Below are 20,629 nucleotides of genomic sequence, written 5' to 3'. Positions count from 1 at the left end.
GTATGCGACCAGTATCGGTGCCCGGGCGGCTAGAGGACGAATCCGGCGGGGAACGGGTCGGCCGGGTCCAGCAGGTACTGGGCGGTGCCGGTGATCCAGGCGCGGCCCGTGACGGACGGCAGCACGGCGGGCAGACCTGCCACCTCGGCGGTGCCGGTGAGCCGGCCGGTGAAGTGCGTGCCGATGAAGGACTCGTTCACGAAGTCCTGGTGGAGGGGCAGTTCGCCGCGGGCGTGCAGCTGGGCCATGCGCGCGCTCGTGCCGGTGCCGCAGGGCGAACGGTCGAACCAGCCCGGGTGGATGGCCATGGCGTGCCGCGAACGGACGGCCGTGGAGCCGGGCGCCAGCAACTGGACGTGCTTGCAGCCGCGGATGGTGGGGTCCTCCGGGTGGACGGGCGGGTCCTCGGCGTTGATCGCGTCCATCAGCGCGAGGCCCGCGGCGAGGATGTCGTCCTTGCGGGAGCGGTCGAAGGGCAGGCCGAAGGCGTCCAGGGGCAGGATCGCGTAGAAGTTCCCGCCGTAGGCGAGGTCGTACGTGACCGTGCGGCCGTCGGCGAGGACGGCCTTGCGGTCCAGCGCGACGCAGAACGAGGGCACGTTGCGCAAGGTCACGGCGGTCGCCGCGCCGCCGTCGACGGCGACCTCCGCGACGACCAGGCCCGCCGGGGTGTCGAGGCGGACCGTGGTGACGGGCTCGGTCACCGGCACCATGCCGGTCTCGACGAGGACGGTCGCCACGCCGATCGTGCCGTGCCCGCACATCGGGAGGTAGCCGGAGACCTCGATGTAGATCACGCCGTAGTCGGCGTCCGGACGGGTCGGCGGCTGCAGGATCGCCCCGCTCATCGCGGCGTGGCCGCGCGGCTCGTCCATCAGCAGGTGCCGTATGTGGTCGAGGTGGTCGCGGAAGTGGAGGCGGCGTTCGTTCATGGTGGCGCCGGGGACGGTGCCGATGCCGCCGGTCACGACGCGGGTGGGCATGCCCTCGGTGTGGGAGTCCACCGCGTGCAGGACGAGTTTGCTGCGCATGGGGGTGTGTCCTCCTCGTGGGTCGGGGGCCGGGCCGGAGCCCGGCTAGGCGAGGCCGGCGGCGATCGCGGCCTCGGTGGCGGCCCGGACCTCCTTCTCCTGCTCCGGCAGCAGCGGCACGCGCGGCGGGCGGCAGGGGCCCCCGTACCGGCCCGTGAGGTCCATCGACACCTTGATGGCCTGGACGAACTCCGTCCGGGAGTCCCAGCGCAGCAGCGGGTGCAGCGCCCGGTAGAGCGGCAGCGCGGTCGCGGTGTCCCCGGCGACCGCGGCGCGGAAGAGCTCGCCGCAGGCGCGGGGCAGGGCGTTGGGGTAGCCCGCCACCCAGCCCTTGGCGCCCGCGGTGGCCAGTTCGAGCAGGACGTCGTCCGCGCCGACCACGAGGTCGAGTCCCGGGGCGAGTTCGGCCAGCTCCCAGGCGCGGCGCACGTCGCCGCTGAACTCCTTCACGGCCTGGATGTGGCCCGCGCCGTGCAGCTCCGCGAGCAGGCGCGGGGTCAGGTCGACCTTGGTGTCGTAGGGGTTGTTGTACGCGACGACCGGCAGCCCCGCCCGCGCGACCTCGGCGTAGTGGGCGTGCACGGAACGCTCGTCCGCACGGTAGGCGTTGGGCGGCAGCAGCATCACGGCCGAGCAGCCGGCGTCGGCGGCGTGCTCGGCCCAGCGGCGCGCCTCGCCCGAGCCGTACGCGGCGACGCCCGGTACGACGCGCTCGCCGCCGATCGCGGCGACGGCCGTCTCCACGACCCGCGCGCGCTCGGCGGGGGTCAGGACCTGGTACTCGCCGAGGGAGCCGTTGGGCACGACGCCGTCGCAGCCGTTCGCCACCAGCCAGGCGCAGTGGGCCGCGTAGGCCTCGTAGTCGACGGACAGGTCAGCTGCGCGCAGCGGCAGGGCGGTGGCGACGAGCACGCCGCGCCACGGGCGGTCGGGGGTGGTGTTCATGGCTGTTCCCTCTCTTCCTCTTCTTCTGCCCCGCCGGCCAGCAGACCGAGCGGCACGGGCCGGGCGAGGGACCGCCCGGGGTCGGTGAAGGGGCAACCGGCGACGGCGGCGACGCCGGGGCCGCAGACGCGGCCCTGGCACCAGCCCATCCCGGCGCGGGTGAGCAGCTTGACGGTGCGCAGGTCGCCGGCGCCGAGGTCGCCGACGGCCTCGCGGACGGCGGCGGCGGGCACCTCCTCGCAGCGGCACAGCAGGGTGTCGTCGGTGACGGTGGACTCCGCCCAGTCGCCGGGGAGCCGGTAGACGGCGTCGAGCACGGCGGCGAACCTCCGCAGCCGCTCGCGGCGGCGGGCGGCCGCGGCCCACGCGGCGGGGTCGGGCTCGGTGCCGCGCAGCCGGGCGGCGGCGGAACGGCCGGCGATCTCCCCCTCGGCCAGCGCGAGTTCCGCGCCGCCGACGCCGGTCACCTCGCCCGCGGCCCAGACGCCGGGGGTGGGGGTGCGCTGTTCCGCGTCCACCGCGAAGGAGTCCGCCAGGTCGGTGTGCGGCAACAGCCCGTGGCCGACGGCGAGGGCGTCGCAGGCGACGCGGCGCCGTGCGCCGTCGGGCCCGGCGAGGGTGACCGCCTCGACGCGGTCCTCGCCGTGGGCGGCGACGACCGTGTGCCGCCAGCGCACGCGGATCCCGTGCCGGGCGAGCCGGACGGCGTAGGCGGCACCCTCCACGGCCTTGCCGAGGGGTACGGCGGTGGCGTGCCGCAGCAGGTCACGCGGGTCGGCGGCCTCGGCGAGCGCCGCGACGCGCGCCCCGGCCGCCGCGAGGCCCGCCGCGACCGGCAGCAGCAGTGGCCCCGTCCCGGCGACGACGACCGTACGGCCGGGGAGCACCAGGCCGCCCTTGAGCATGGCCTGCGCGCCGCCCGCCGTGACGACCCCGGGCAGCGTCCAGCCGGGGAACGGCAGCACCTTCTCGTAGGCCCCGGTCGCGAGGACCACCGCGTCCGCCCGGATCGCGCCCGCCTCGAGCGTGTGGAGGGTGAACCCCGCGTCCATGCACCAGACCTGGCGCTGCGGCAGGTGGGTGACACGGCCCGTGGCGAGGTGGGCCTCCAGTCGTCCGTGCAGCCCCCGCCAGGTGCGCCACGCGTGGTGCAGGGCCCGTGCCCTGCGCGCCCGGAGTCCCGGCGCGGGCTGCCGGTAGAACTGCCCGCCCGCCTGGGGCGCGGCGTCGGCCAGGGCGACCCGTACGCCCGCGTCCGCGGCCGCCAGCGCCGCCGCGATCCCCGCCGGTCCGGCCCCCACGACGGCCAGCTCGTACCTGTCCCCGGTCACGCCCGCCTCCCGCGGACCGCACCCGGTGCCGCGGACCGGGCCCGCACGAGCCCCGGCCGCCCCCCGACGACGGCGCCGCGGGCGACGGCGGTGCCGCTCACTCCGGCGGACCCGCCGGTCACCGGGGCCGCCGGGAACATCGTCGCCTTCACCGGCCGGCAGGACCAGTCCCCAGCGGAACTTGCCGTCCTCCCCCGGGGATCCCGGTCCCCGCGCCGCGCTCCCGTCGGGACCCACCGCCACGCCGGACCCGCACCGCGAGCAACCTCGACGACTCCCCCGGGAGAACAACTCCTCACGGCCGCCCCGCAAAGGACCCACCAGAGGAGCCCGGCCGTCCGCCCCGGACCGGCGCCACGGGCGACCGCCGTGCCGCCCACTCCGGCCGTCCCCGCCGACCTGTTGGTGACCGGCGCCCCCGTGGCCGTCACCGGCCGGCAGGGCCGGTCCGCGGCAGAACCCGCCGTCCGCTCCCCGCGCCGCGCTCCCGTCGGGACCCACCGCCACGCCGGACCCGCGCCGCGGACAGCCCCGCCATGGGCACCCACTGCCCGAGGCCCGCCTGCCGGTTGGCCACGCCCCCGGGGCGGGCGACTCCGCGCGTCCGCCCCGCCAAGGACACACCCGAGCCCGGCCGCCCGCACCGGAACGAGGCCGGCGGCAGCCCCGACGCGGGCGCTCACGGCAGCTCCCCCGTGCCCACCTGCGGGGTGACGACGTCGCCGGGGTGGGCGACGGTGACGCAGGCGCGCTGCCCCGGGCGGCCGTTGACCGTGACGAGGCAGTCGAAGCAGACGCCGATGCCGCAGAAGACGCCGCGCGGGGCGCCGTCGACGCGGGTGGTGCGCCAGGACAGGACGCCGGCCGACCAGAGGGCGGCGGCGACGGACTGGCCGGGGTGGGCGGGGATGTCGCGCCCCTCGAAGGTGAAGGTGAAGCCCGGGCCCGGTGCGGCGCGGGCCAGGCGCAGGGGGCTGCGTCGGCTCACGGAGTGGCCTCCTCGGCGGGGAAGCGGTCGGGGCGGAAGGGGGTGAGGTCGAGCTCGGGGCGGGCCCCGGTGAGGCACTGCGCGATCAAGTGGCCGGTGGCCGGGGCGAGTCCGATGCCGGCGCCCTCGTGGCCGCAGGCGTGGTGGAGCCCGGGGACGCGGGGGTCGGGGCCGATCGCGGGGAGGTGGTCCGGCAGGTAGGGCCGGAAGCCGGTGTAGGCGCGCAGCGTCGCGACGTCCCGGAGCACCGGGAACAGGGCGAGGGCCTGGGCGGCGAGGCGGCGGGCGACGGGCAGCGAGAAGGTGCGGTCGAAGCCGACGCGTTCGCGGCTGGCGCCGATGAGGACGGGGCCGGCGGCGGTGGCCTCGACGACGGCGGAGGTCTGCAGGGCGGCGGAGTCGCTGGCGACGTCGGCGACGTAGTCGGCCGCGTACACCTTGTGGCGGACGGTGCGCGCCGGCAGGGGCTCGGTGACCAGGACGAAGCCCCGTCGCGGCAGTACCGGCAGCCGCACCCCGGCGAGGGCGGCCACCTCGCCGCCCCAGGTGCCCGCGGCGTTGACGACGGCCGGGGCGTGGATGTCGCCCCGGTCGGTGCGGACCCCGCGCACGGCGCCGTCCGGCGCGCGGAGCACCGCCGTCACCATGGTGCCGAGCCGCGCCTGCGCCCCCAGGTCGCGGGCGGCGCGGACGAGCCGGGCGGCGGCGAGCGCGGGCTGCACCTGGGCGTCCTGGGGGTAGTGCACGCCTCCGGCGAGGCCGTCCGCCAGGTGGGGTTCGAGCTCGCGCAGCCCGTCCGCCGGGACGGGCACCGCCTGGACGCCGCTGCGTCGCTGGGCGGCGGCGAAGTCCTCCAGTGCGCGCAGTCCGTCCGCGCCGGAGGCCACGACGAGCCCGCCCTTGGCCTCGTACTCGGCGGTCGCACCCAGGTTGTGACGTTCCGTCAATTCCTGCCACAACCGGGCGGAGAGCAGGGCGAGTCCGAGCTCCGGACCCGGCTCCTTGTCGGAGACCAGCAGATTGCCCTCGCCGGCCCCGGTGGTGCCGCCGGCCACCGGCCCGCGGTCCACGAGGACGGTGCGGAGCCCTGCCGCCGCGGCGTGGAGGGCGCAGGCCGCGCCCACCATCCCGGCGCCGACGACCACGACATCGCAGCTCGTCGGCTTGCTCACGCCGGTAATATGTCACACAGCACTGCTCACAACCAGCCGTTGCGCCGGAATCCGCGGTGGATGACGAAGCAGGCGACGACCATCACGCCCACGGCGAGCGGATAGCCGTAGGTCCAGTGCAGTTCCGGCATGTGCTCGAAGTTCATGCCGTACAGGCCGCAGATCATGGTGGGGACGGCGAGGATGGCGACCCAGGCGCTGATCTTGCGCATGTCCTCGTTCTGGGCCATGGACACCTGCGCGATGTTGGCCTGGAGGATCGAGTTGAGCAGGTCGTCGAAGGAGGTGACCTGCTCGGTGGCGCGGGCGAGGTGGTCGGCGGCGTCGCGGAAGTAGGTCCGCAGGTCGGCCTCGATGCCGGGCAGGGGCTCCTCGGCGAGCCGCTGGAGGGGGCGGCCGAGCGGGGCCACGGCCCGCTTGAGCTCCAGCAGTTCGCGCTTGAGCTGGTAGATCCGGCCGGCGTCGGTGCCGCGGCCGCGGTGGTCGGAGAAGACGTCCGTCTCGACCTGTTCGATGTCCGCGTGGACCGCGGAGGTGACGGCGAGGTACTGGTCGACGACGTGGTCGGTTATCGCGTGCAGGACGGCGGCCGGCCCCTTGGCGAGCTGGTCGGGGACCGTCTCCAGGCCCTCCCGGAGCGGGCCGAGCGAGCCGTGGCCCCCGTGGCGCACCGTGATGACGAAGTCGGGGCCGGTGAAGACCATGACGTCGCCGGTCTCCACGACCTCGCTGGTGGCGGTGAGCCGGTCGTGCTCGACATAGCGGGCGGTCTTGAGGACGGTGAACAGGGTGTCCCCGTACTGCTCCAGCTTGGGCCGCTGCTGGGCGTGCACGGCGTCCTCGACGGCGAGCGGATGGAGCCCGAACAGCTCGGCGACACCGGCGAACTCCGCTTCCGACGGCTCGTGGAGCCCGATCCACACGAAGCCCCGGCCGGACTTGCGGACCCGGGCGATCGCCTCGTACGCGGCGCAGTCGTCCTGGCGCACTCCGTCCATGTAGACCACGCAGTTCACCACCGAACTGCCCAGCGGGGAACGCGCCGGGTGGCTGAGGTCCACACGCCGTTGGCGTACGTGGGTGAGGCGGACGGCTTTGCGGAGATTGCTGATCATCGACATGGAGGGCTCCTACGCAGGCATGCGGCCGCCAGTATTGCCCACGACCGGGCCTGTTCGAGCCCTCCGTCACACCGTCCTTGCACCGTGCGGGCCTTGGGGCGCTCCGCTTCCCGCCGCGCTTCCCGCCCCGCGTCGCCCCCGCGCACGCGCCGGGCCCCTCCGGCCGGTGAGGGCACACGGCGGGAGGGGCCCGGCGGGGTGCGGCGGTGCGAACGCCGCCGCCTCCTTCACATGGCGGGGGTGTCGCGCCGACCGCGGCCGAGGGTGAACGCGGCGACCAGACCGAGCAGGCAGATGACCGCGCCGACCGCCACGTTGTTGGCGATCGCCCCCGCGCCGGGGCCGGTGGTGGACACCACCCAGGGCGAGATGATCATCCAGATGCCGAGGGCCGCGATGGCCCAGCTGAGGCCGTACATCCTGGCCGGCGCCATGGCGAGGCAGAGCCCGAGCAGGGCGACGGCGATGCCGATGACCAGGTTGTTGAGCGCCAGTTCGGGACGGGCGCCCGAGAAGTGGACCGTCCAGGGGGAGATGGCGCAGTAGAGGCCGGCGAGGAACACCGGCCCGTCGACGAGGGCCACGTCCCGCCCGCCTTCGAGCATGCGGGCGTACCTGTCCCGCATCTCGTGCACGTCGGGGTGACCGGTGATGTCACCTGGCCGGTGGGAAAGGTCGGCCATACGACTCGCCTCCTTCGGGCCTGCACGTCGGACCGACTGCGCGGCCGCAGCACGACCGCATCACCATTGTGCGCTTCCACGCCTTTTCACGGTAGACATCACCTTCATCACCTTTTCCCATGGGATGCCGGTGATGTGACATGCGCGACAGGCCGCCGGACCGCGCGCCCGCGCGACCGCCCTGTTCGCGAGGTGGCAGCCTGCCGGGGCGTCCGGTCGGGGCGTGCGGTCGGGGCGTGCGGTCGGGGCGGACCTGGTTCGCGGGGGGCGCGGGACTTCTCTTACACTCCGTAGGGCTCCGGCCGGTGCAGGCTCGGGCATGCCACGTCCTCCGCAGAGATGGGTCCCATGAGCGCCATCAGTATCGGTCAGGCAGCTGTGCTCGGCGTCGTGGAGGGGGTCACCGAGTTCCTCCCGATCTCGTCCACCGGCCACCTGAAGATCACCGAGGGCCTGATGGGCATCCCGGTGGACGACAAGGCCGTCGTCGCCTTCTCCGCGGTCATCCAGTCCGGCGCCATCGCGGCCGTGCTGGTCTACTTCTTCAAGGACATCGTCCGGATCTGCAAGGCGTGGTTCACCGGCATCGCCAACCGCGAGGAGCGGTACCACCACGACTACAAGTTCGGCTGGTGGGTGATCTTCGCGACGATCCCGATCGTGGTCGTCGGCCTGGCGGCCAAGCCGCTCATCGAGGGGCCGCTGGCCTCACTGTGGGTGGTCGCGGGCTCGCTGATCGTCGGCAGCGGCGTGATGTGGGCGGCCGACCAGATGGGCCGCCACAAGCGCGGCGAGGACGACACCACGTTCAAGGACGCCATGCTCGTCGGCTCCTCGCAGATCCTCGCCCTGCTCTTCCCCGGCTTCTCCCGCTCCGGCGCGACGATGTCCACCGCGCTCATCCTCGACCTGGACCGGGTCGCCGCGACGCGGCTCTCGTTCTTCCTGGGCATCCCCGCGCTGACCGGTGCCGGTCTGTACGAGCTGAAGGACGCGCTCGGCGCCGGGGTGGACACGGCGCCGCTCGTCGTCGGGACGGTCGTCTCCTTCGTCGTCGCGTACGCGTCGATCGCCTGGCTGCTGAAGTTCGTGGCCAAGCACTCGTTCAACGCCTTCATCGTCTACCGGCTCGTGATCGGCACCCTGCTCTTCGGCCTGCTGGGCACGGGCGTCATCGGCGCGTAGGCGTACGGCCCGACAGGGCCAGGGCCCGCTCGAAGGCGGTGGCCGCGCCGGGGTCGCCGAGCGTGACGGGTGCGGCGAATCCCTCGTACCGGCGGTAGACCTCGGCGTACCGGTCCACGACCGCCAGCACGAACGCGCCGAGGGCCTCGCCGCAGCGGTACTCCTGGCCGGTGGCACGGGCCACGTCCCAGCCGTGGACGGCGAGCTCCTTGACGATCATCGAGGCGACCTCGGCGGCCGGCATCGACCCATGGCCCAGGTCGACCTCACCCTCCCAGACTTCGGGCTCCGCCCACGCCGCAACGGCCCGGTCCAGCTGCTCCGCGTACGCCCCGGCCCAGTCCGGGCCGGCGGTGAAGTCGCGGGCGGTGAGCTCCTCGGGCAGCGGCTTGCGCAGCGCGCGGTGCTCCAGGCCGTGCGAGGTGTAGAGGATCCAGTGGTTGAGCAGCGTGCGGGTGTCCCACTCCCCGCAGGGCGTCGGGGCGGAGAGCCGGGCGGGGTCGCCGCCCACCCCGCGGGCGACGCGGGCGGCCTCGCCCGCGGCTTCGATCATGTACGCGTGCAGTTCGGTCATGCGGCCATGCTGCGCGCAGGGGCGGCGGCCGGTCTTGAACAAACGCGACAGCCCTGGCGGCCGCCCGCCGCGCCCGCGGCCTACACGTCCACGACGACCTTGCCCACGACGCCCTCCTCCACCGCCGCGTGGGCGTCGGCGGTGCGCTCCAGCGGGAAGCGGTGCAGCGGCAGCCCCGACTCCTCGCCGGACCGCAGGGCGCCGTCCCGCAGGGCCGCGGTGACGGCCGCGACCGCCTCGCGCTTCGCCGCGTCCGGCATGGTGTAGACGAGCACGCCGTGCCAGCGCAGATTGCGCGCGAAGGTCTCCCTGACGGGCAGCGTGAACTCGGCGCCGCCGTTGTCCGCGTAGTAGGCGACGACGCTGTTCGGCGCCAGCACCGCCAGGTCGAGCCCGCTGTTCACCGCTACCGCGACCTCCACGACGATGTCCACACCCTCCGGCGCGGCGCGGCGGATCTCCGCGGCCGGGTCGGGGGCCGTGTAGTCCACGACGTGGTGCGCCCCCGCGGCACGGGCGAGCTCCGCCTTGTAGGGGTTGCTGACCGTGGCCACGACGAACGCCCCCGCCCAGCGCGCGAGCTGGATCGCCGCGTGGCCGACCGCGCCCGCCCCGCCCGCGACCAGGACGTTCCGGCCACCGAGGACGCCCGGGGCGAGCCGGGCCGGGCCGCCTTCCGCCACCGTCAGCGCGCGATGCGCGGTCATCGCCGGGATCCCGAGGCTCGCGCCGGTGTCGAAGGACGCGGTCGCGGGCAGCGGCACGGCGTGTGCCTCCGGGAGCGTCACGTACTCCTGGGCGGTGCCGTCCGCCCGCTGCCAGGCGGCCTCCCACAGCCACACCCGCTCACCGGTCCGTCCGGGGTCGACGCCTTCCCCGACCGCGTCGACCACCCCGGCGCCGTCCTGGTTCGGCACCTGCTCCGCGACCGTGGCGGGCGGCCCGCCGCGCCGCGACTTCCAGTCCGTCGGGTTGACCCCCGACACCTCGACCCGTACCCGTACCTCGCCCGGACCCGGCTGCGGCAGCGGCCGCTCGGTCAGGCGCAGCACCTCGGGGCCGCCGCCTTCCGTGTACACGATGGCCTTCATGATCCGTACAAGGCGGCGCCGAGGCGCATTCTTCCCGCCGCACGGGTGTCCGGTCCGGGTAGGGCCGGCCGGTGACCGGCGAGTACGTGCCGGAGATCGTCGTCGACCTCCGCGCACGGCTCACCGAGGCCCTGGCGCCGGGGAGCGAGGCACACCGCGTGCACGGGCGGTTCGCCGCGGAGCACCCGGAGTTCCTCGCCCTCACCGAGCGCCGCGCGGTGAGCTACGGGAACGCGTACCGCCGGGGGCGGTTCCCCGCGTTCACCGCCCATCCCGCGGCCGCCGTGCCCGCGTTGCCACGGGCCGTGGGCGGGGCGGGGCGGGGCGGGCCGCGGGCGGGGCGCGCGCTGAGGGGCGTTACGCGCGCGCCGCCCGTTCGCACAGGACGGCCGCGCCGGACGGTTCCGGCGGGGGCTCGGGGATACCCACCGCGGCCGCGCCCGGCGACCGGTGCGGGGAGCGGGGGACGAAGGCTCCGCTGGTGCCGCCGCGACCGCGGTGGACCAGGACGCCGGAGACCGGATCGGGGACGGCGTCGAGCGCCGCGCGAGTGCCGGGCAGGGCGCGCCATGCGAGCCAGTGCTCCTCTTCACGGAAGCACAACTCGAAGACGACGCCCCACCCGTACGAGTGCCATTCCCACGCCAGTGCACGGTTGGTGACCGCCGACTCCACGAGCGTCGGCGCATACGCGTCACGCCATGCCGCGGCGGATGTGCTGGCGTTGAGGACTTCGATGGACCACCAGTCCGCTGCCATACCCAAAACGATAGGCACTTCGCAAGTCGCCCGCCAGGGTCCTGCCCCTGACGGCGCGTCACACAGGGTCGGCCGAGGCCAGCAACTCCGTCACGCGCGCCGCGAAGCGGGCGTCGCAGGGGTGGGGGACACCGGTGCGCACGGCCGTGAGCAGGGCGTCGATGGCGTTGCCGAAGGCGGGCACGGGACCGTCGGCGCGGCCGGGGAGCGAGACGACCCCGGAGGTGCCGCGCAGCTCGACGGTCATGCCGGCGGCCGCCGGCGGGGCCGTGAGGCTGAGCGCCGCCGTGCTGGAGGCGCCGCTGTCGTGCCGCAGCACCAGGTGGACGGTGTCGCCGGGCCCCTGGACGGCTGTGAGCGCGGTGACGTCCCCGAGGACCGGGAGGAGCACGGAGAGCGCGTGCGGCCCGACGTCCCACAGGGCGCCCTTCTCGCGCCGCCAGGGCGACGCGGCGAAGGGGCTGTCGCCGGAGGTGAACACCGAGCCGAACCACTCCGCACGCGCGGTGAACCAGCCGTCCACGGCGGCCTGCTCGTCGATCCAGGCGGAACTCGTGGCGTCGAAGCGGAGGGTGAAGAAGACCACCGACGCGACCCCGGCGGCCTCGGCCGCGTCGGCGACACGGCGGGCGTCGGTCAGGGTCGTCGCGACCGGCTTGTCGAGCAGCAGGTGCCGGCCGGCCTCGGCGGCACGCGCGGCCAGCGGGGCCTGCACGTCCGGGGGCAGGGCGATGGCGACGGCGTCCACGTCGCCGATGAGCTCGTCCACGTCGGCGTAGGCGCGGGTGCCGAGGGTCGCGGCGAGTGCGGCCGCCGCCTCGGGGCGGCGGCCCCAGATCCCGGTGAACTCGACGTCGGGGTGGGCGACGAGGGCGGGGCCGTGGGCGATCTCCGCCCAGGGGCCGGTGCCGAGCAGTCCGATGCGCATGGTCACCGCTCCCCCGCCGGCTCGGTGTGGCTGCGGTACCAGGTGCGGTCGAGCTCGACGACGTCGACGGCGGTCTGCACGCTCAGCCCCGGCGTCGGCGCGAGGTGCTCCCGCAGCAGTTCCAGGACGGCCTCGCTCAGCTGCGTCCTGGCCTCGGGCGTGCGCCCGGACAGGACGGCGGCCTGGACGAACACCAGCGCGTGCTCGGGGGCACCGTCGGCGAGGACGTACTCGTCGGACCGGCGGAAGCGGGTCTTGCACGCCTCCACCCTGGTGTCGATGGTCTTGGCGACCAGCGGGTGCAACGCGGTCGCGAAGCCGCGCCGGTCGAAGGCGTCCGCGAGGTTGCCGGTGTAGTCCACGGTGATGTGAGGCATGGCACACACCCTACGTCCCTGGTCACGGCGGTCCGCGGGGGCCCGTCCCCGGGGCGGTGGAGGGCCTTCCGCAGGCCCTGCCGGGGTGTCCGGCAGGTGGGACGGCAGCGCGTTCACATCGGGTTAACACACGGGCAATGGATGTGAAATCGCAGGTTGTGAGGCTGCAGCGGCAACACCACCCACCCGCAAGGCCCACGCCAACAAGGATGACGCCCGTGAGCTACAAGGCCGAGTACATCTGGATCGACGGTACCGAGCCGACCGCGAAGCTGCGCTCGAAGACCAAGATCCTCGCCGACGGCGCGGAGCCCGGCGTCTGGGGCTTCGACGGCTCCAGCACCAACCAGGCCGAGGGCCACAGCTCGGACCGCGTGCTCAAGCCCGTCGCCACGTACCCGGACCCGATCCGCGGCGGCGACGACCTGCTGGTGCTGTGCGAGGTCTTCAACATCGACGACACCCCGCACTCCTCCAACACCCGTGCCCTGCTGCGCCCGGTCGCCGAGCAGTTCGCGGGCCAGGAGTCGCTGTTCGGCATCGAGCAGGAGTACACCTTCTTCCAGGGCTCGCGCCCGCTGGGCTTCCCCGAGGCCGGCTACCCGGCCCCGCAGGGCGGCTACTACTGCGGCGTCGGCGCCGACGAGATCTTCGGCCGCGAGATCGTCGAGCAGCACCTCGACAACTGCCTCGCCGCGGGCCTGGGCATCTCCGGCATCAACGCCGAGGTCATGCCCGGCCAGTGGGAGTTCCAGGTCGGCCCGCTCAGCCCCCTGGAGGTCGCCGACCAGCTGTGGGTCGCGCGCTGGCTGCTCTACCGCACCGCCGAGGAGTTCGGCGTCTCCGCCACCCTGCACCCCAAGCCGGCCCAGGGCGACTGGAACGGCGCGGGCGCGCACACCAACTTCTCCACCAAGGCCATGCGCGAGGGCTACGACGCGATCATCGAGGCCTGCGAGGCCCTCGGCCGCGACGACAAGCCGATGGAGCACATCAAGCAGTACGGTTCCGGCGTCGAGGCCCGCCTGACCGGCGCCCACGAGACCGCCCCCTGGAGCGAGTACAGCTACGGCGTCTCCGACCGCGGCGCCTCGGTCCGCATCCCGTGGCAGGTCGAGGTCGACAAGAAGGGCTACATCGAGGACCGCCGGCCCAACGCCAACGTCGACCCCTACGTCGTCACCCGCCTCATCGTCGGCACCTGCTGCTCCGCGCTGGAGAAGGCCGACCTCGTCTGACGCTCCGCACCATCCCCGAGGGCGCCCGTCCACACGCCGGGCGCCCTCGGCGCGTCCACGGCACGTTCACGGCGCGCGGACGGCCTCGAAGAGGAAGCAGCCGTACTCCACGGCCCGTACGTGCACCAGGGCGACCCGCGGATCGGCGAACCGGGCCGCCAGGACGGCGTCGGCGGCGCCCGCGGCGACCTCGTCCGCGGTCAGCCGGACCAGCCGGCCGCCGAGGATGCGGCCCCGGGCGTCGTAGCACCGGAAGACCCGCCGCTCGCCGTGCAGGGCCGCGGGATAGCCGGGGGCGTCCGGCGGGCCGGGGCAGTCCTCCGCGGCGGCGTGCACGAAGACCGGCCCGGTCTCGTCGTACGGGCCGGGGTCGGCCCCGGTCGCGGCGGCCCAGCGTCGCAGCGGCGCGTAGGCGGCCAGCGCGATCCGCTCCTCCGGTGCGCTGTGCCGCAGGCAGCAGCGGAGCGGGGCGCCGCCCTCCGGGTCCGGCTCGGGGCGGGGGACGAGACCGGCGTCGTCGCCGCCCCGCAACTCCTCGGCGACGGCCGGGTCGAGGGCCCGGACCTCGTACGCGATGCGATGGGTGTCCATGCCCCCAGCGTCGCCCGGACCGGTCAGGAGGTCCGGCGGGATTCGGACGTCGTGCTCAGGGCCCGCCACGCGGCGCGGTCGCCGGGCAGCCCGAGCCTGGCGAAGAGGGCACCCCGGTTGCCACCGCGCGGATCCCACAAGGTGTCGTGCGCGGCCAGGGCCCCGGCGTAGGCACGCTGGGCCGGGGTGGCGGTGTGGGCCGCCGGCCAGCCCTCGGGGAAGAACCGGGGGAGATAGGGGCCCAGGTCCGGGTCGGGGTGGCGCCACAGGATCAGCGGCAGGACGGCGAGGGCCGCGGGCAGCAGCCGCTCGGGGTCGGTGACGCGCCGGCACAGGGCGGCGGCGACGGTGAAGCGGGGCCGGCCGGTGAACGTGGCGGGCTTGCGGCCGAACGCCGCGTCGAGCGCGGCCGGGTCGCGCAGGGCGTCCAGCAGCACCGTGTGCGCGTCCTCGTCGCCGTCGAGGGCGGGGGCGAGCGCGGCGCAGACCCGCACGGCCGGTTCGGGGTCGGCGAGCAGGGCCCGGGGCGCCTCGCCCAGCTCCCCCAGGTGGACGGCGAGGGCGGCGCGCTCGTCCGCCCCGGCCGCGACCGAGGCCGCGGTGAGGACGCGGACGACCTCGTCCCTGCGGCCGGCGAGCGCCGGGTGCGCGGCCGTGCGCGCCACGCAGGCGGCCGCGGCGGTCCGCACCTGCGGGTCGGGGTCGGTCAGGTGGACGGCGGCTGCCGCGTGGACGGCGGGCAGGGCGTCGTACACCCCCACGGCCGCGCGGACGACCGCCAGGTCGGCCATCTCGTCGTCCCAGAGGGCCTGCTGCTCCGCCTCGTCCGCGTTCGCCCAGGCCTCCTGCCACGCGTCGGCCGCCGCCCCGTCCGCGGGGAACGCCCGCGCCCGCCACTCCTGCGCCTCCGCCGGGTCGGGCGCCGCCTCCGCCGCGTACCGCAGGAAGGCCAGCAGAGCCTGCCTGGGTGCCGCCGGGTGCTCCCCGGCGAGCAGTTCCGCGACCTGGCGGACGGCCGGCGGTGTGGCGGGCCAGGGTGTGCCCTGGTGGACGATCGCCCCGTTGAGGTGTTCCAGGGCGGCCCGGACGTCCGCCTCCCGGCCGGTGCGCAGGGCGGCCAGATGCCGCGGGGTGTCCGTGGCGGCGCCGTAGGCGTGGAACAGCCGTGCCCAGTCCGTCTCGTGCATGCGGCCATCATGACGCGGGGCACCGACAACCCCTGCTCACGGGCCGGTTGGGCCTCCCGGCACCGGGGCGGCGCGCGGTGGCGGGGTGACCATCCCAGGATTCACTCGTTCTACGGAACGTGAACGCCCAGCACGCGACCGCCACCCGTCCCCGGCACGGCGCAGCCGTCATCGTGGACGTCGAGGAGGCGGAGGCCGCACTCGTCGAGAACTACCCGCACCTGGTCCGGCTGGCCTACCTGACGCTGCCGCCGTCGCTCGGCCGGCACCGGAGGGTGCTGACCGCCCACACCCTGACGCAGGGCGTGCTGCCGCGCTCGCCGTGCGAGCCCGACCCCGCCGTGGTGGACGTCCCCGGGCCGCGGGGGGCCGTGGACCCGGCGTACGCCCTGGTGCGGCAGGAAGTGCTGGACACGGCGCTGGCGTTCGGCCGCGAGCGGGGCTGGCGGGGCCGGCTGCGCAGGACGGTGGTGGGCGGTCCGGCGCCGTACGTCTGGGGCCTGCGGCTGCACACCAAGGCGACCGGGACGGACGAGGCGGAGCTGGACCGGGCGCTGTCCGGGCTGAGCGCGGCCGGGCGGGCGGCCTACGCGCTGCTGGAACTGGAGCGGCCCCGGCACGCGGACGGCCGCGAGGTGCGCAGGCTGCTGGTGGCCGCCGGCGTCGCCGACCCGCGGGGCGCCCTGAAGGCCGCCAAGGCGGTGCCGGAGGGACTGCTGCTGGGCGGCAGCGGGTTCGACCCGTGCACGGTGCAGGCCCGGCCGACGGATCTGCTGCGCAGGCGGCAGCACGTGCGGGTGGGCCTCATCGCGGCGGGCGCGATCGCCGTGACCGCGACGCTGGTCGCGGTGCTGACCGGCGGGCAGGACCCGTACGCGGCGGGCGGGTCGCCGGGTGGCGCGTACGGGACCGCGGATCTGCTGGACCCGGCGAAACTGGTGCGGGTGCAGGACACCGCGTGGACCCGCGCCTCCCGGGTGGACTTCACGGCCTGGCCGGCCCGCGGCGGGCGCGCCGGCGACCGGACGCTGCTGGGCCGGGCGATGGCGGTGTGGGCTCACCCCTCCGGCAACGTCGCCGTGTCGGCCACCACGGGCACCGCCGAGGGACTGCCCGCGCAGCAGCCGCAGTTGCTGTACGCGGGGGACGTGGACGGCGCCACCGTGGTGCTGATGTACGACGGCCTGCGCCTGGTGCGCTACGCCGAGCCGCGCGACGGCGGGGGCTCGGCGGCCCTGGACTTCGCCCGGGTGGACGGCGCGGGCGTGACCACGGCGGCCGTGGTGCTGGGCCGGACGGACGGCAACACCCGGTTCCTGACGGCCCCCTGGGTCACCGAGGCGGCCTCCCGCGACCTGCGGGAGCCGGGGCGCGCCCCGGCGAAGCTGGACCGCACGGCGGACGGGGTGACCGAGCCGGTGCGGATGCCCGGTGCGGACAGCCGTCCCGGGGTGTGCGGGGCCACCTGGCCCGCGCTGCAGTTCCGGGCCGCCGGCGGGCTCAGCGTGGAGCGGCCGTTCCTCCTCACCGACCTCGGCGACCTCGTGCCGGCGCACCTGACGTACCAGCCCGCCTCGGACGCCACGCCGCTGGAGGCGACCGGCCCCACGGGGCTGGCGAACGTGGCCCGGACGGCCTGCAACCTCTCCTCCATGAGCGGCCTGGGCACCCGGTCGGTCAACGTCTGGCGGTACGCGACGCAGCGGCTGCCGGAGGACAACGGGCAGGCGTCGTGGGTCTGCGCCCGCGCCGACACCTGGCGCGGCACGGACGGCCGGGCGCTGGCGCTGTTCCTGCCCCCGGTCTCCGAGCCGGGCACCCCGGGCGCACCGGTGGGCCAGAGCGGCCGGGACAGCGGGGCGTGCGGCCGGGCGGTGCCGCAGGTGCTGGCCGGTGCGCTGTGGAAGTCCACGGCCGGCCACTGGTACCTGCTGGCGGCGGGCAGCCGTGACGTGACGCGGATCAAGGCCACGGGCGGCGTGACCGGCGCCTCGAAGGGCCCGACGATGGCGGTGCGGGCCGAACAGGGCGCCCGGGCCGAGCTGTCGGCGGTGCTCGACTCGGGCGCGGCGCTCACGACGCTGCGCTGAGCCCGCCCTCCCCCGCCCTGGTGGCCTGTTCCGCGGGTGGAGCGGCCGCCGGGGCACCCGCCGCCCCGGGCACCGCCACCGAGTCGGTCACCGCGCACACCTTCCCGAGCGCGGGCTGCAGCAGCAACGTCGTGGGCGTGCTGGGCGTCACGAGCATCACGGTCGACAACCTGCCGTACACCTCTGCCGTCTCCTCCGACGGCGTCGTCACCGTCTCCCCGGCCGACGGCTCGACCGTCCAGACCACGATCGTGCTGCGCACCCTGCTGGGCAGCATCACCTGCGTCTACCGGGCGGCGAGCCTGACCGGCACGGCGGACAACGCCGACAACAGCATCACCTTCGCCGCCCAGCAGTTCACCAAGGCCTCCGGCTCCTCGCTCTGCTTCGCCAACGGGTTCTTCACCGCGAAGTACGCCCCGGTCACCGACTCCGGCCAGGACGGCGGCCCTGCCGTCTTCGTGAACTGACCGGACCGCCGCGCCACCCCCCACGCGGCGCCGCGAGCCGCCCGGACCTGGCCGTACCCTTGGTAACTCCCTCCTGCCGAAGGGTTCAGTTCCGGGCGGCGATGCGGCACCCTGTCGTGCCATGACGACTCCCGCGGACGTCCCCGGGCGCGCCGTCCGGCCCTCCCTGCGCGCGCTGTACTTCGTGCCGCTGATGCTCGCGTGCGGCTACCTGGCGCTGCTCCTGCTGCTGTTCGCCGGCGGCACGGCGGCGTACTTCGCCTGGACCGTCCGCTCCCCGCTGACCGCGGCCACCCTCGGAGCCTCGTACGCCTCCGGGGTGGCCCTGTTCGCGGTGGGGCTGCGGCTGCGGCGGTGGGTGGACGTGCGGATCGTGGCGTACACCTCGCTGGCCCAGCTGGTGCTCATGCTGGGCGTCGCCGTGCTGCACCACGACCGCCTGCACCTGACCGAGGGGGAGATCGGCGGCTTCCTCGGCGCATGGGGCTTCGTCGCCGTCCACGCCGTGATGCCGGTCGTGGGGCTGGTCCTGCTGGCCGTACAGACCCGCGCTCCGGGCGGCGACCCGCCGCGGTCCGGGCCGGCCGACCTCTTCACCGGGGTGCCCCTCGCCTGGGTGGCGCTGGTGGGCTGCGGCCTCGGGGCGGCCACGCTCGCGGTGCCCGGCGCGCTGCGCGGCGTGTGGCCGTGGCCGGTGACCGACCTCGACCTGCGGGCGCTGGGGGTGTGGACGCTCACCTTCGGCCTCGGCTCGCTGTGGGCACTGCGCGAGGGCGATCCGGAGCGGATGCGCGCGGGCGCCGCCGGCTACGCCGCGGTCGGCGCCTTCTCGCTCCTGGCGGTCCTCACCCACCCCGGCGCCATGGACTGGGGCTCGGCCTTCGCCTGGCTGTACGTGCTGGGCATGCTGGGGCTCGTCGGCATGGGCCTGGTGGGCCTGGCCCTCGCGGGACCGGCCGAGCGATGGCCCGGAAACGGTTCCCTGACAATGGAGGCATGAACGACCTCTCCTTCCGCCTCGCACTGCCCGACGACGCCACCCTCCTCGTCCGCCTCCGGGACGACGCGGCCCGCTGGATGCAGGAGCACGGCATCGACCAGTGGAAGCCCGGCGAGATGGACGAGGGCCACTTCCGCACGCGCATGGCGGCGGGCGAGGTCTGGCTCACCGAACGCGAGGGCCGGGTGGTCGGCGCCTTTGAGCTGTGGTGGGACGACGAGCACGCCTGGGGGGTGCGCCCGCCGGACGCGGGCTACGTCCACCGGCTCATGGTGGACCGGACGACCGCCCCGCGCGGTACCGGCCGGGCCATGCTCGACCGGGCGGAGCGCCGCATCGCCGAGTCCGGCCGCCCGTACGCGCGGCTGGACTGCGTGGCGGCCAACCCGCAGCTGCGGGCGTACTACGAGGGCGCGGGCTACGCCGTCGTCGGAGAGCAGCCCCACAAGCAGAGCGGCAAGGGCAGCCCGTACGCGGTGACCCTGCTGGAGAAGAAGCTGTAGGCGAGGCACGCGGCGGAGCGGCCCGCCCGGAGGTCGAGGGCGGGCCGCTCCGCTGTGTGCGGCCTGGACGGCCGCGGCTCAGGTCTCCCGGCGCCGGGCCCGTTCATAGGAATCATCGGCCGCGCGCTGGATCTCCTCCCGGTCGCGGAGTACCTCCTCCATCTCCTGGTCGATTCCAGGGCCCGGGCCTGGCCCGCGGTCGGTGAGTTCGTCGTAGAGGTAGCGGCAGGCCGCGTCCTCGGTGCCGAAGCGCCGGTGCGGGTCGTGGACGCCGCGTTCGTAGTTGCCGACCACCCAGGCCTCGCCCTCCTGCCGGAGGTACCTGAAGTCCGGGGGCCTCAGGTCGAACTCGTGGAAGCCGGGGACCTCGTACAGCCCGCCGGGCACCCCCGCGGAGGCGAGCGCCTCGCACAGTTCACGCCGGTCCATGGTCGGGCCCCGTCAGTTCAGCCGGATGAGTTCGCCGTTGTTGATGTGGTTGATCACGCTGTCGTTCATCGGCAGCACGTACTGGAGCCCGTTGCCCGGCTGCCCGTAGAAGGGCGCCACGACTCCCGCGGAGACCGCGAACGGCCTGACCACCTTGTACAGGTGGTAGTTGAAGGGATAGCCCGGGTCGAAGGTGTTGAGGTTGGACGGCGCGATGGAGCGCTGGGAGTACGGCGAGCCCGCGGGCGCGAGGAAACGTCCGCCCTCGCCGCCGAAACGGTCGATCTTCTGCCCCACGGCGAGGTTGATGACCGATACGGGGCCGCCCGGGAGGAAGCCGTCGTTGGGCGGGAACTTGTAGCTGTTCGTCGTGAAGTCGAACCAGGTGCGCAGGAAGCCGTTGGCGTTCTGCCCGTCGAGGCGCCGGTAGTCGGCCACCATCGCGCCGAGCAGGCCCTTGGTGGGCAGCTGCCGCGGACCGAGCCGGGGGTCACCGCAGAAGAACTTGCGGTCGGTGAAGGTGGCACCGATGCAGATGCGCGGGTTCTCCGGGCCACCGGGAAGGCGCCCGGGGGCACCGATGACCGGGCCGACTCCGGGGCCGGAGCCAGGGCGGGAACCAGGACCGGAGCCGGGGCCCGAACCGGGGCCCGAGCCGGGGCCGGAGCCGGGGCGGTCGTGGGGGGCCGCGATCTGTGCGCCCGGCCCCCAGTCGTCGGCGTGCGCGGGGACGACCGCGCCCAGGAGGGTGCCGACGAGCAGGACGAGCAGGGCGGGAAGGCTGGAAAGCGATATTCGCTGGCGCCGCTTCAAGGGTCCTCCAGGGGACGACGGGAACGAGGCCTCCCGGGACGGCAATCACCGTGCGTCACCGGAGCCGCGCGGATACGTACCCCTGGCGGATCACCCACCGGGACCGACGCGCCGCCGATTCAT

21 protein-coding genes and 1 pseudogene are annotated in these 20,629 nt (G+C 75.1%); 6 read left to right on the top strand and 16 right to left on the bottom strand.

Features of this window, described 5'->3' with window-relative positions; all coding sequences use genetic code 11:
- Nucleotides 1-29: 29 nt before the first annotated feature.
- From ACFV3E_RS01095 to ACFV3E_RS01065, 7 genes are all read right to left on the bottom strand, one after another.
- A complete protein-coding gene (locus ACFV3E_RS01095; protein ID WP_500370003.1) occupies nucleotides 30-1,031 on the bottom strand; it encodes a proline racemase family protein in 1,002 nt (333 codons plus the stop codon).
- A 45-nt stretch (nucleotides 1,032-1,076) separates the two neighbouring features.
- Nucleotides 1,077-1,976 carry a dihydrodipicolinate synthase family protein gene (locus ACFV3E_RS01090; RefSeq protein ID WP_500532815.1) on the bottom strand — a complete coding sequence of 300 codons (900 nt, stop codon included), beginning with the start codon at nucleotides 1,974-1,976 and terminating at the stop codon, nucleotides 1,077-1,079.
- Nucleotides 1,973-3,307 (bottom strand): FAD-dependent oxidoreductase, encoded by a 1,335-nt coding sequence (locus ACFV3E_RS01085; protein WP_500532814.1) that lies wholly within the window; start codon nucleotides 3,305-3,307, stop codon nucleotides 1,973-1,975. Before ACFV3E_RS01085 ends, ACFV3E_RS01090 begins: the two co-directional genes overlap by 4 nt.
- A 679-nt stretch (nucleotides 3,308-3,986) precedes the next feature.
- Entirely contained in the window at nucleotides 3,987-4,295 is a 309-nt protein-coding gene (locus tag ACFV3E_RS01080; protein WP_500532813.1) for a (2Fe-2S)-binding protein, read from the bottom strand.
- On the bottom strand, nucleotides 4,292-5,467 hold the full coding sequence (locus tag ACFV3E_RS01075) for an NAD(P)/FAD-dependent oxidoreductase (RefSeq protein ID WP_500532812.1): 1,176 nt from the start codon (nucleotides 5,465-5,467) through the stop codon (nucleotides 4,292-4,294). Before ACFV3E_RS01075 ends, ACFV3E_RS01080 begins: the two co-directional genes overlap by 4 nt.
- Nucleotides 5,468-5,493: 26 nt before the next feature.
- Nucleotides 5,494-6,588 (bottom strand): magnesium and cobalt transport protein CorA, encoded by a 1,095-nt coding sequence (locus tag ACFV3E_RS01070; protein ID WP_500532811.1) that lies wholly within the window; start codon nucleotides 6,586-6,588, stop codon nucleotides 5,494-5,496.
- A gap of 227 nt (nucleotides 6,589-6,815) precedes the next feature.
- Nucleotides 6,816-7,271, bottom strand: coding sequence for an SPW repeat protein (locus ACFV3E_RS01065; protein WP_500532810.1), 456 nt, complete (start codon nucleotides 7,269-7,271; stop codon nucleotides 6,816-6,818).
- 348 nt (nucleotides 7,272-7,619) lie between these two features.
- Between ACFV3E_RS01065 and ACFV3E_RS01060 the strand changes: the two genes are divergently transcribed.
- Nucleotides 7,620-8,456 carry an undecaprenyl-diphosphate phosphatase gene (locus ACFV3E_RS01060; protein ID WP_500532809.1) on the top strand — a complete coding sequence of 279 codons (837 nt, stop codon included), beginning with the start codon at nucleotides 7,620-7,622 and terminating at the stop codon, nucleotides 8,454-8,456.
- Here the strand turns inward: ACFV3E_RS01060 and ACFV3E_RS01055 are convergent.
- The 5 genes from ACFV3E_RS01055 to ACFV3E_RS01035 all read right to left on the bottom strand — a co-directional run bounded on the left by ACFV3E_RS01055 (nucleotide 8,443) and on the right by ACFV3E_RS01035 (nucleotide 12,185).
- Nucleotides 8,443-9,030, bottom strand: a complete 588-nt coding sequence (locus ACFV3E_RS01055) for a TIGR03086 family metal-binding protein (protein WP_500532808.1) — start codon at nucleotides 9,028-9,030, stop codon at nucleotides 8,443-8,445. The two genes, ACFV3E_RS01060 and ACFV3E_RS01055, sit on opposite strands and share 14 nt — an antisense overlap.
- Nucleotides 9,031-9,110: 80 nt before the next feature.
- Nucleotides 9,111-10,121, bottom strand: coding sequence for an NADPH:quinone reductase (locus tag ACFV3E_RS01050; protein ID WP_499511479.1), 1,011 nt, complete (start codon nucleotides 10,119-10,121; stop codon nucleotides 9,111-9,113).
- 357 nt (nucleotides 10,122-10,478) lie between these two features.
- On the bottom strand, nucleotides 10,479-10,880 hold the full coding sequence (locus ACFV3E_RS01045; protein WP_500369997.1) for a hypothetical protein: 402 nt from the start codon (nucleotides 10,878-10,880) through the stop codon (nucleotides 10,479-10,481).
- 58 nt (nucleotides 10,881-10,938) lie between these two features.
- Nucleotides 10,939-11,808 carry a Gfo/Idh/MocA family protein gene (locus ACFV3E_RS01040; RefSeq protein WP_500532807.1) on the bottom strand — a complete coding sequence of 290 codons (870 nt, stop codon included), beginning with the start codon at nucleotides 11,806-11,808 and terminating at the stop codon, nucleotides 10,939-10,941.
- 2 nt (nucleotides 11,809-11,810) lie between these two features.
- A complete protein-coding gene (locus ACFV3E_RS01035) occupies nucleotides 11,811-12,185 on the bottom strand; it encodes a 5-carboxymethyl-2-hydroxymuconate Delta-isomerase (protein ID WP_500532806.1) in 375 nt (124 codons plus the stop codon).
- 218 nt (nucleotides 12,186-12,403) lie between these two features.
- Here ACFV3E_RS01035 and glnII point away from each other — a divergent pair, with 218 nt between their 5' ends.
- Nucleotides 12,404-13,423 (top strand): glutamine synthetase, encoded by a 1,020-nt coding sequence (gene glnII / locus ACFV3E_RS01030; protein ID WP_500532805.1) that lies wholly within the window; start codon nucleotides 12,404-12,406, stop codon nucleotides 13,421-13,423.
- Nucleotides 13,424-13,489: 66 nt separating this feature from the next.
- Here glnII and ACFV3E_RS01025 read toward each other — a convergent pair whose 3' ends face one another.
- The gene (locus ACFV3E_RS01025; RefSeq protein WP_500532804.1) at nucleotides 13,490-14,014 is read right to left on the bottom strand and encodes a DUF1203 domain-containing protein; all 525 of its coding nucleotides are present in this window, start codon (nucleotides 14,012-14,014) and stop codon (nucleotides 13,490-13,492) included.
- A gap of 23 nt (nucleotides 14,015-14,037) precedes the next feature.
- The gene (locus ACFV3E_RS01020) at nucleotides 14,038-15,201 is read right to left on the bottom strand and encodes a hypothetical protein (protein ID WP_500532803.1); all 1,164 of its coding nucleotides are present in this window, start codon (nucleotides 15,199-15,201) and stop codon (nucleotides 14,038-14,040) included.
- Between the two features lie 119 nt (nucleotides 15,202-15,320).
- Between ACFV3E_RS01020 and ACFV3E_RS01015 the strand changes: the two genes are divergently transcribed.
- The 4 genes and pseudogenes from ACFV3E_RS01015 to ACFV3E_RS01000 all read left to right on the top strand — a co-directional run bounded on the left by ACFV3E_RS01015 (nucleotide 15,321) and on the right by ACFV3E_RS01000 (nucleotide 19,264).
- Nucleotides 15,321-17,291: a hypothetical protein gene (locus ACFV3E_RS01015; protein ID WP_500532802.1), complete on the top strand. Its 1,971-nt coding sequence runs from the start codon at nucleotides 15,321-15,323 to the stop codon at nucleotides 17,289-17,291.
- Between the two features lie 56 nt (nucleotides 17,292-17,347).
- Nucleotides 17,348-17,761, top strand: a pseudogene (locus tag ACFV3E_RS01010) (Tat pathway signal sequence domain protein); the annotation flags it as partial.
- A 121-nt stretch (nucleotides 17,762-17,882) separates the two neighbouring features.
- Nucleotides 17,883-18,761, top strand: coding sequence for a hypothetical protein (locus ACFV3E_RS01005; RefSeq protein ID WP_500532801.1), 879 nt, complete (start codon nucleotides 17,883-17,885; stop codon nucleotides 18,759-18,761).
- Nucleotides 18,758-19,264, top strand: coding sequence for a GNAT family N-acetyltransferase (locus tag ACFV3E_RS01000; protein ID WP_500532800.1), 507 nt, complete (start codon nucleotides 18,758-18,760; stop codon nucleotides 19,262-19,264). Before ACFV3E_RS01005 ends, ACFV3E_RS01000 begins: the two co-directional genes overlap by 4 nt.
- Before the next feature lie 78 nt (nucleotides 19,265-19,342).
- On the opposite strand, the gene ACFV3E_RS00995 is transcribed toward ACFV3E_RS01000, so the two are convergent.
- A complete protein-coding gene (locus ACFV3E_RS00995) occupies nucleotides 19,343-19,693 on the bottom strand; it encodes a hypothetical protein (protein ID WP_500532799.1) in 351 nt (116 codons plus the stop codon).
- A gap of 12 nt (nucleotides 19,694-19,705) precedes the next feature.
- Nucleotides 19,706-20,506 (bottom strand): TNT domain-containing protein, encoded by an 801-nt coding sequence (locus ACFV3E_RS00990; protein WP_500532798.1) that lies wholly within the window; start codon nucleotides 20,504-20,506, stop codon nucleotides 19,706-19,708.
- Nucleotides 20,507-20,629: the final 123 nt, after the last annotated feature.

This window comes from Streptomyces sp. NPDC059718 (assembly GCF_042733315.1).
Classification (GTDB): domain Bacteria; phylum Actinomycetota; class Actinomycetes; order Streptomycetales; family Streptomycetaceae; genus Actinacidiphila.
This window is presented reverse-complemented; position numbering and strand designations above follow the sequence as displayed.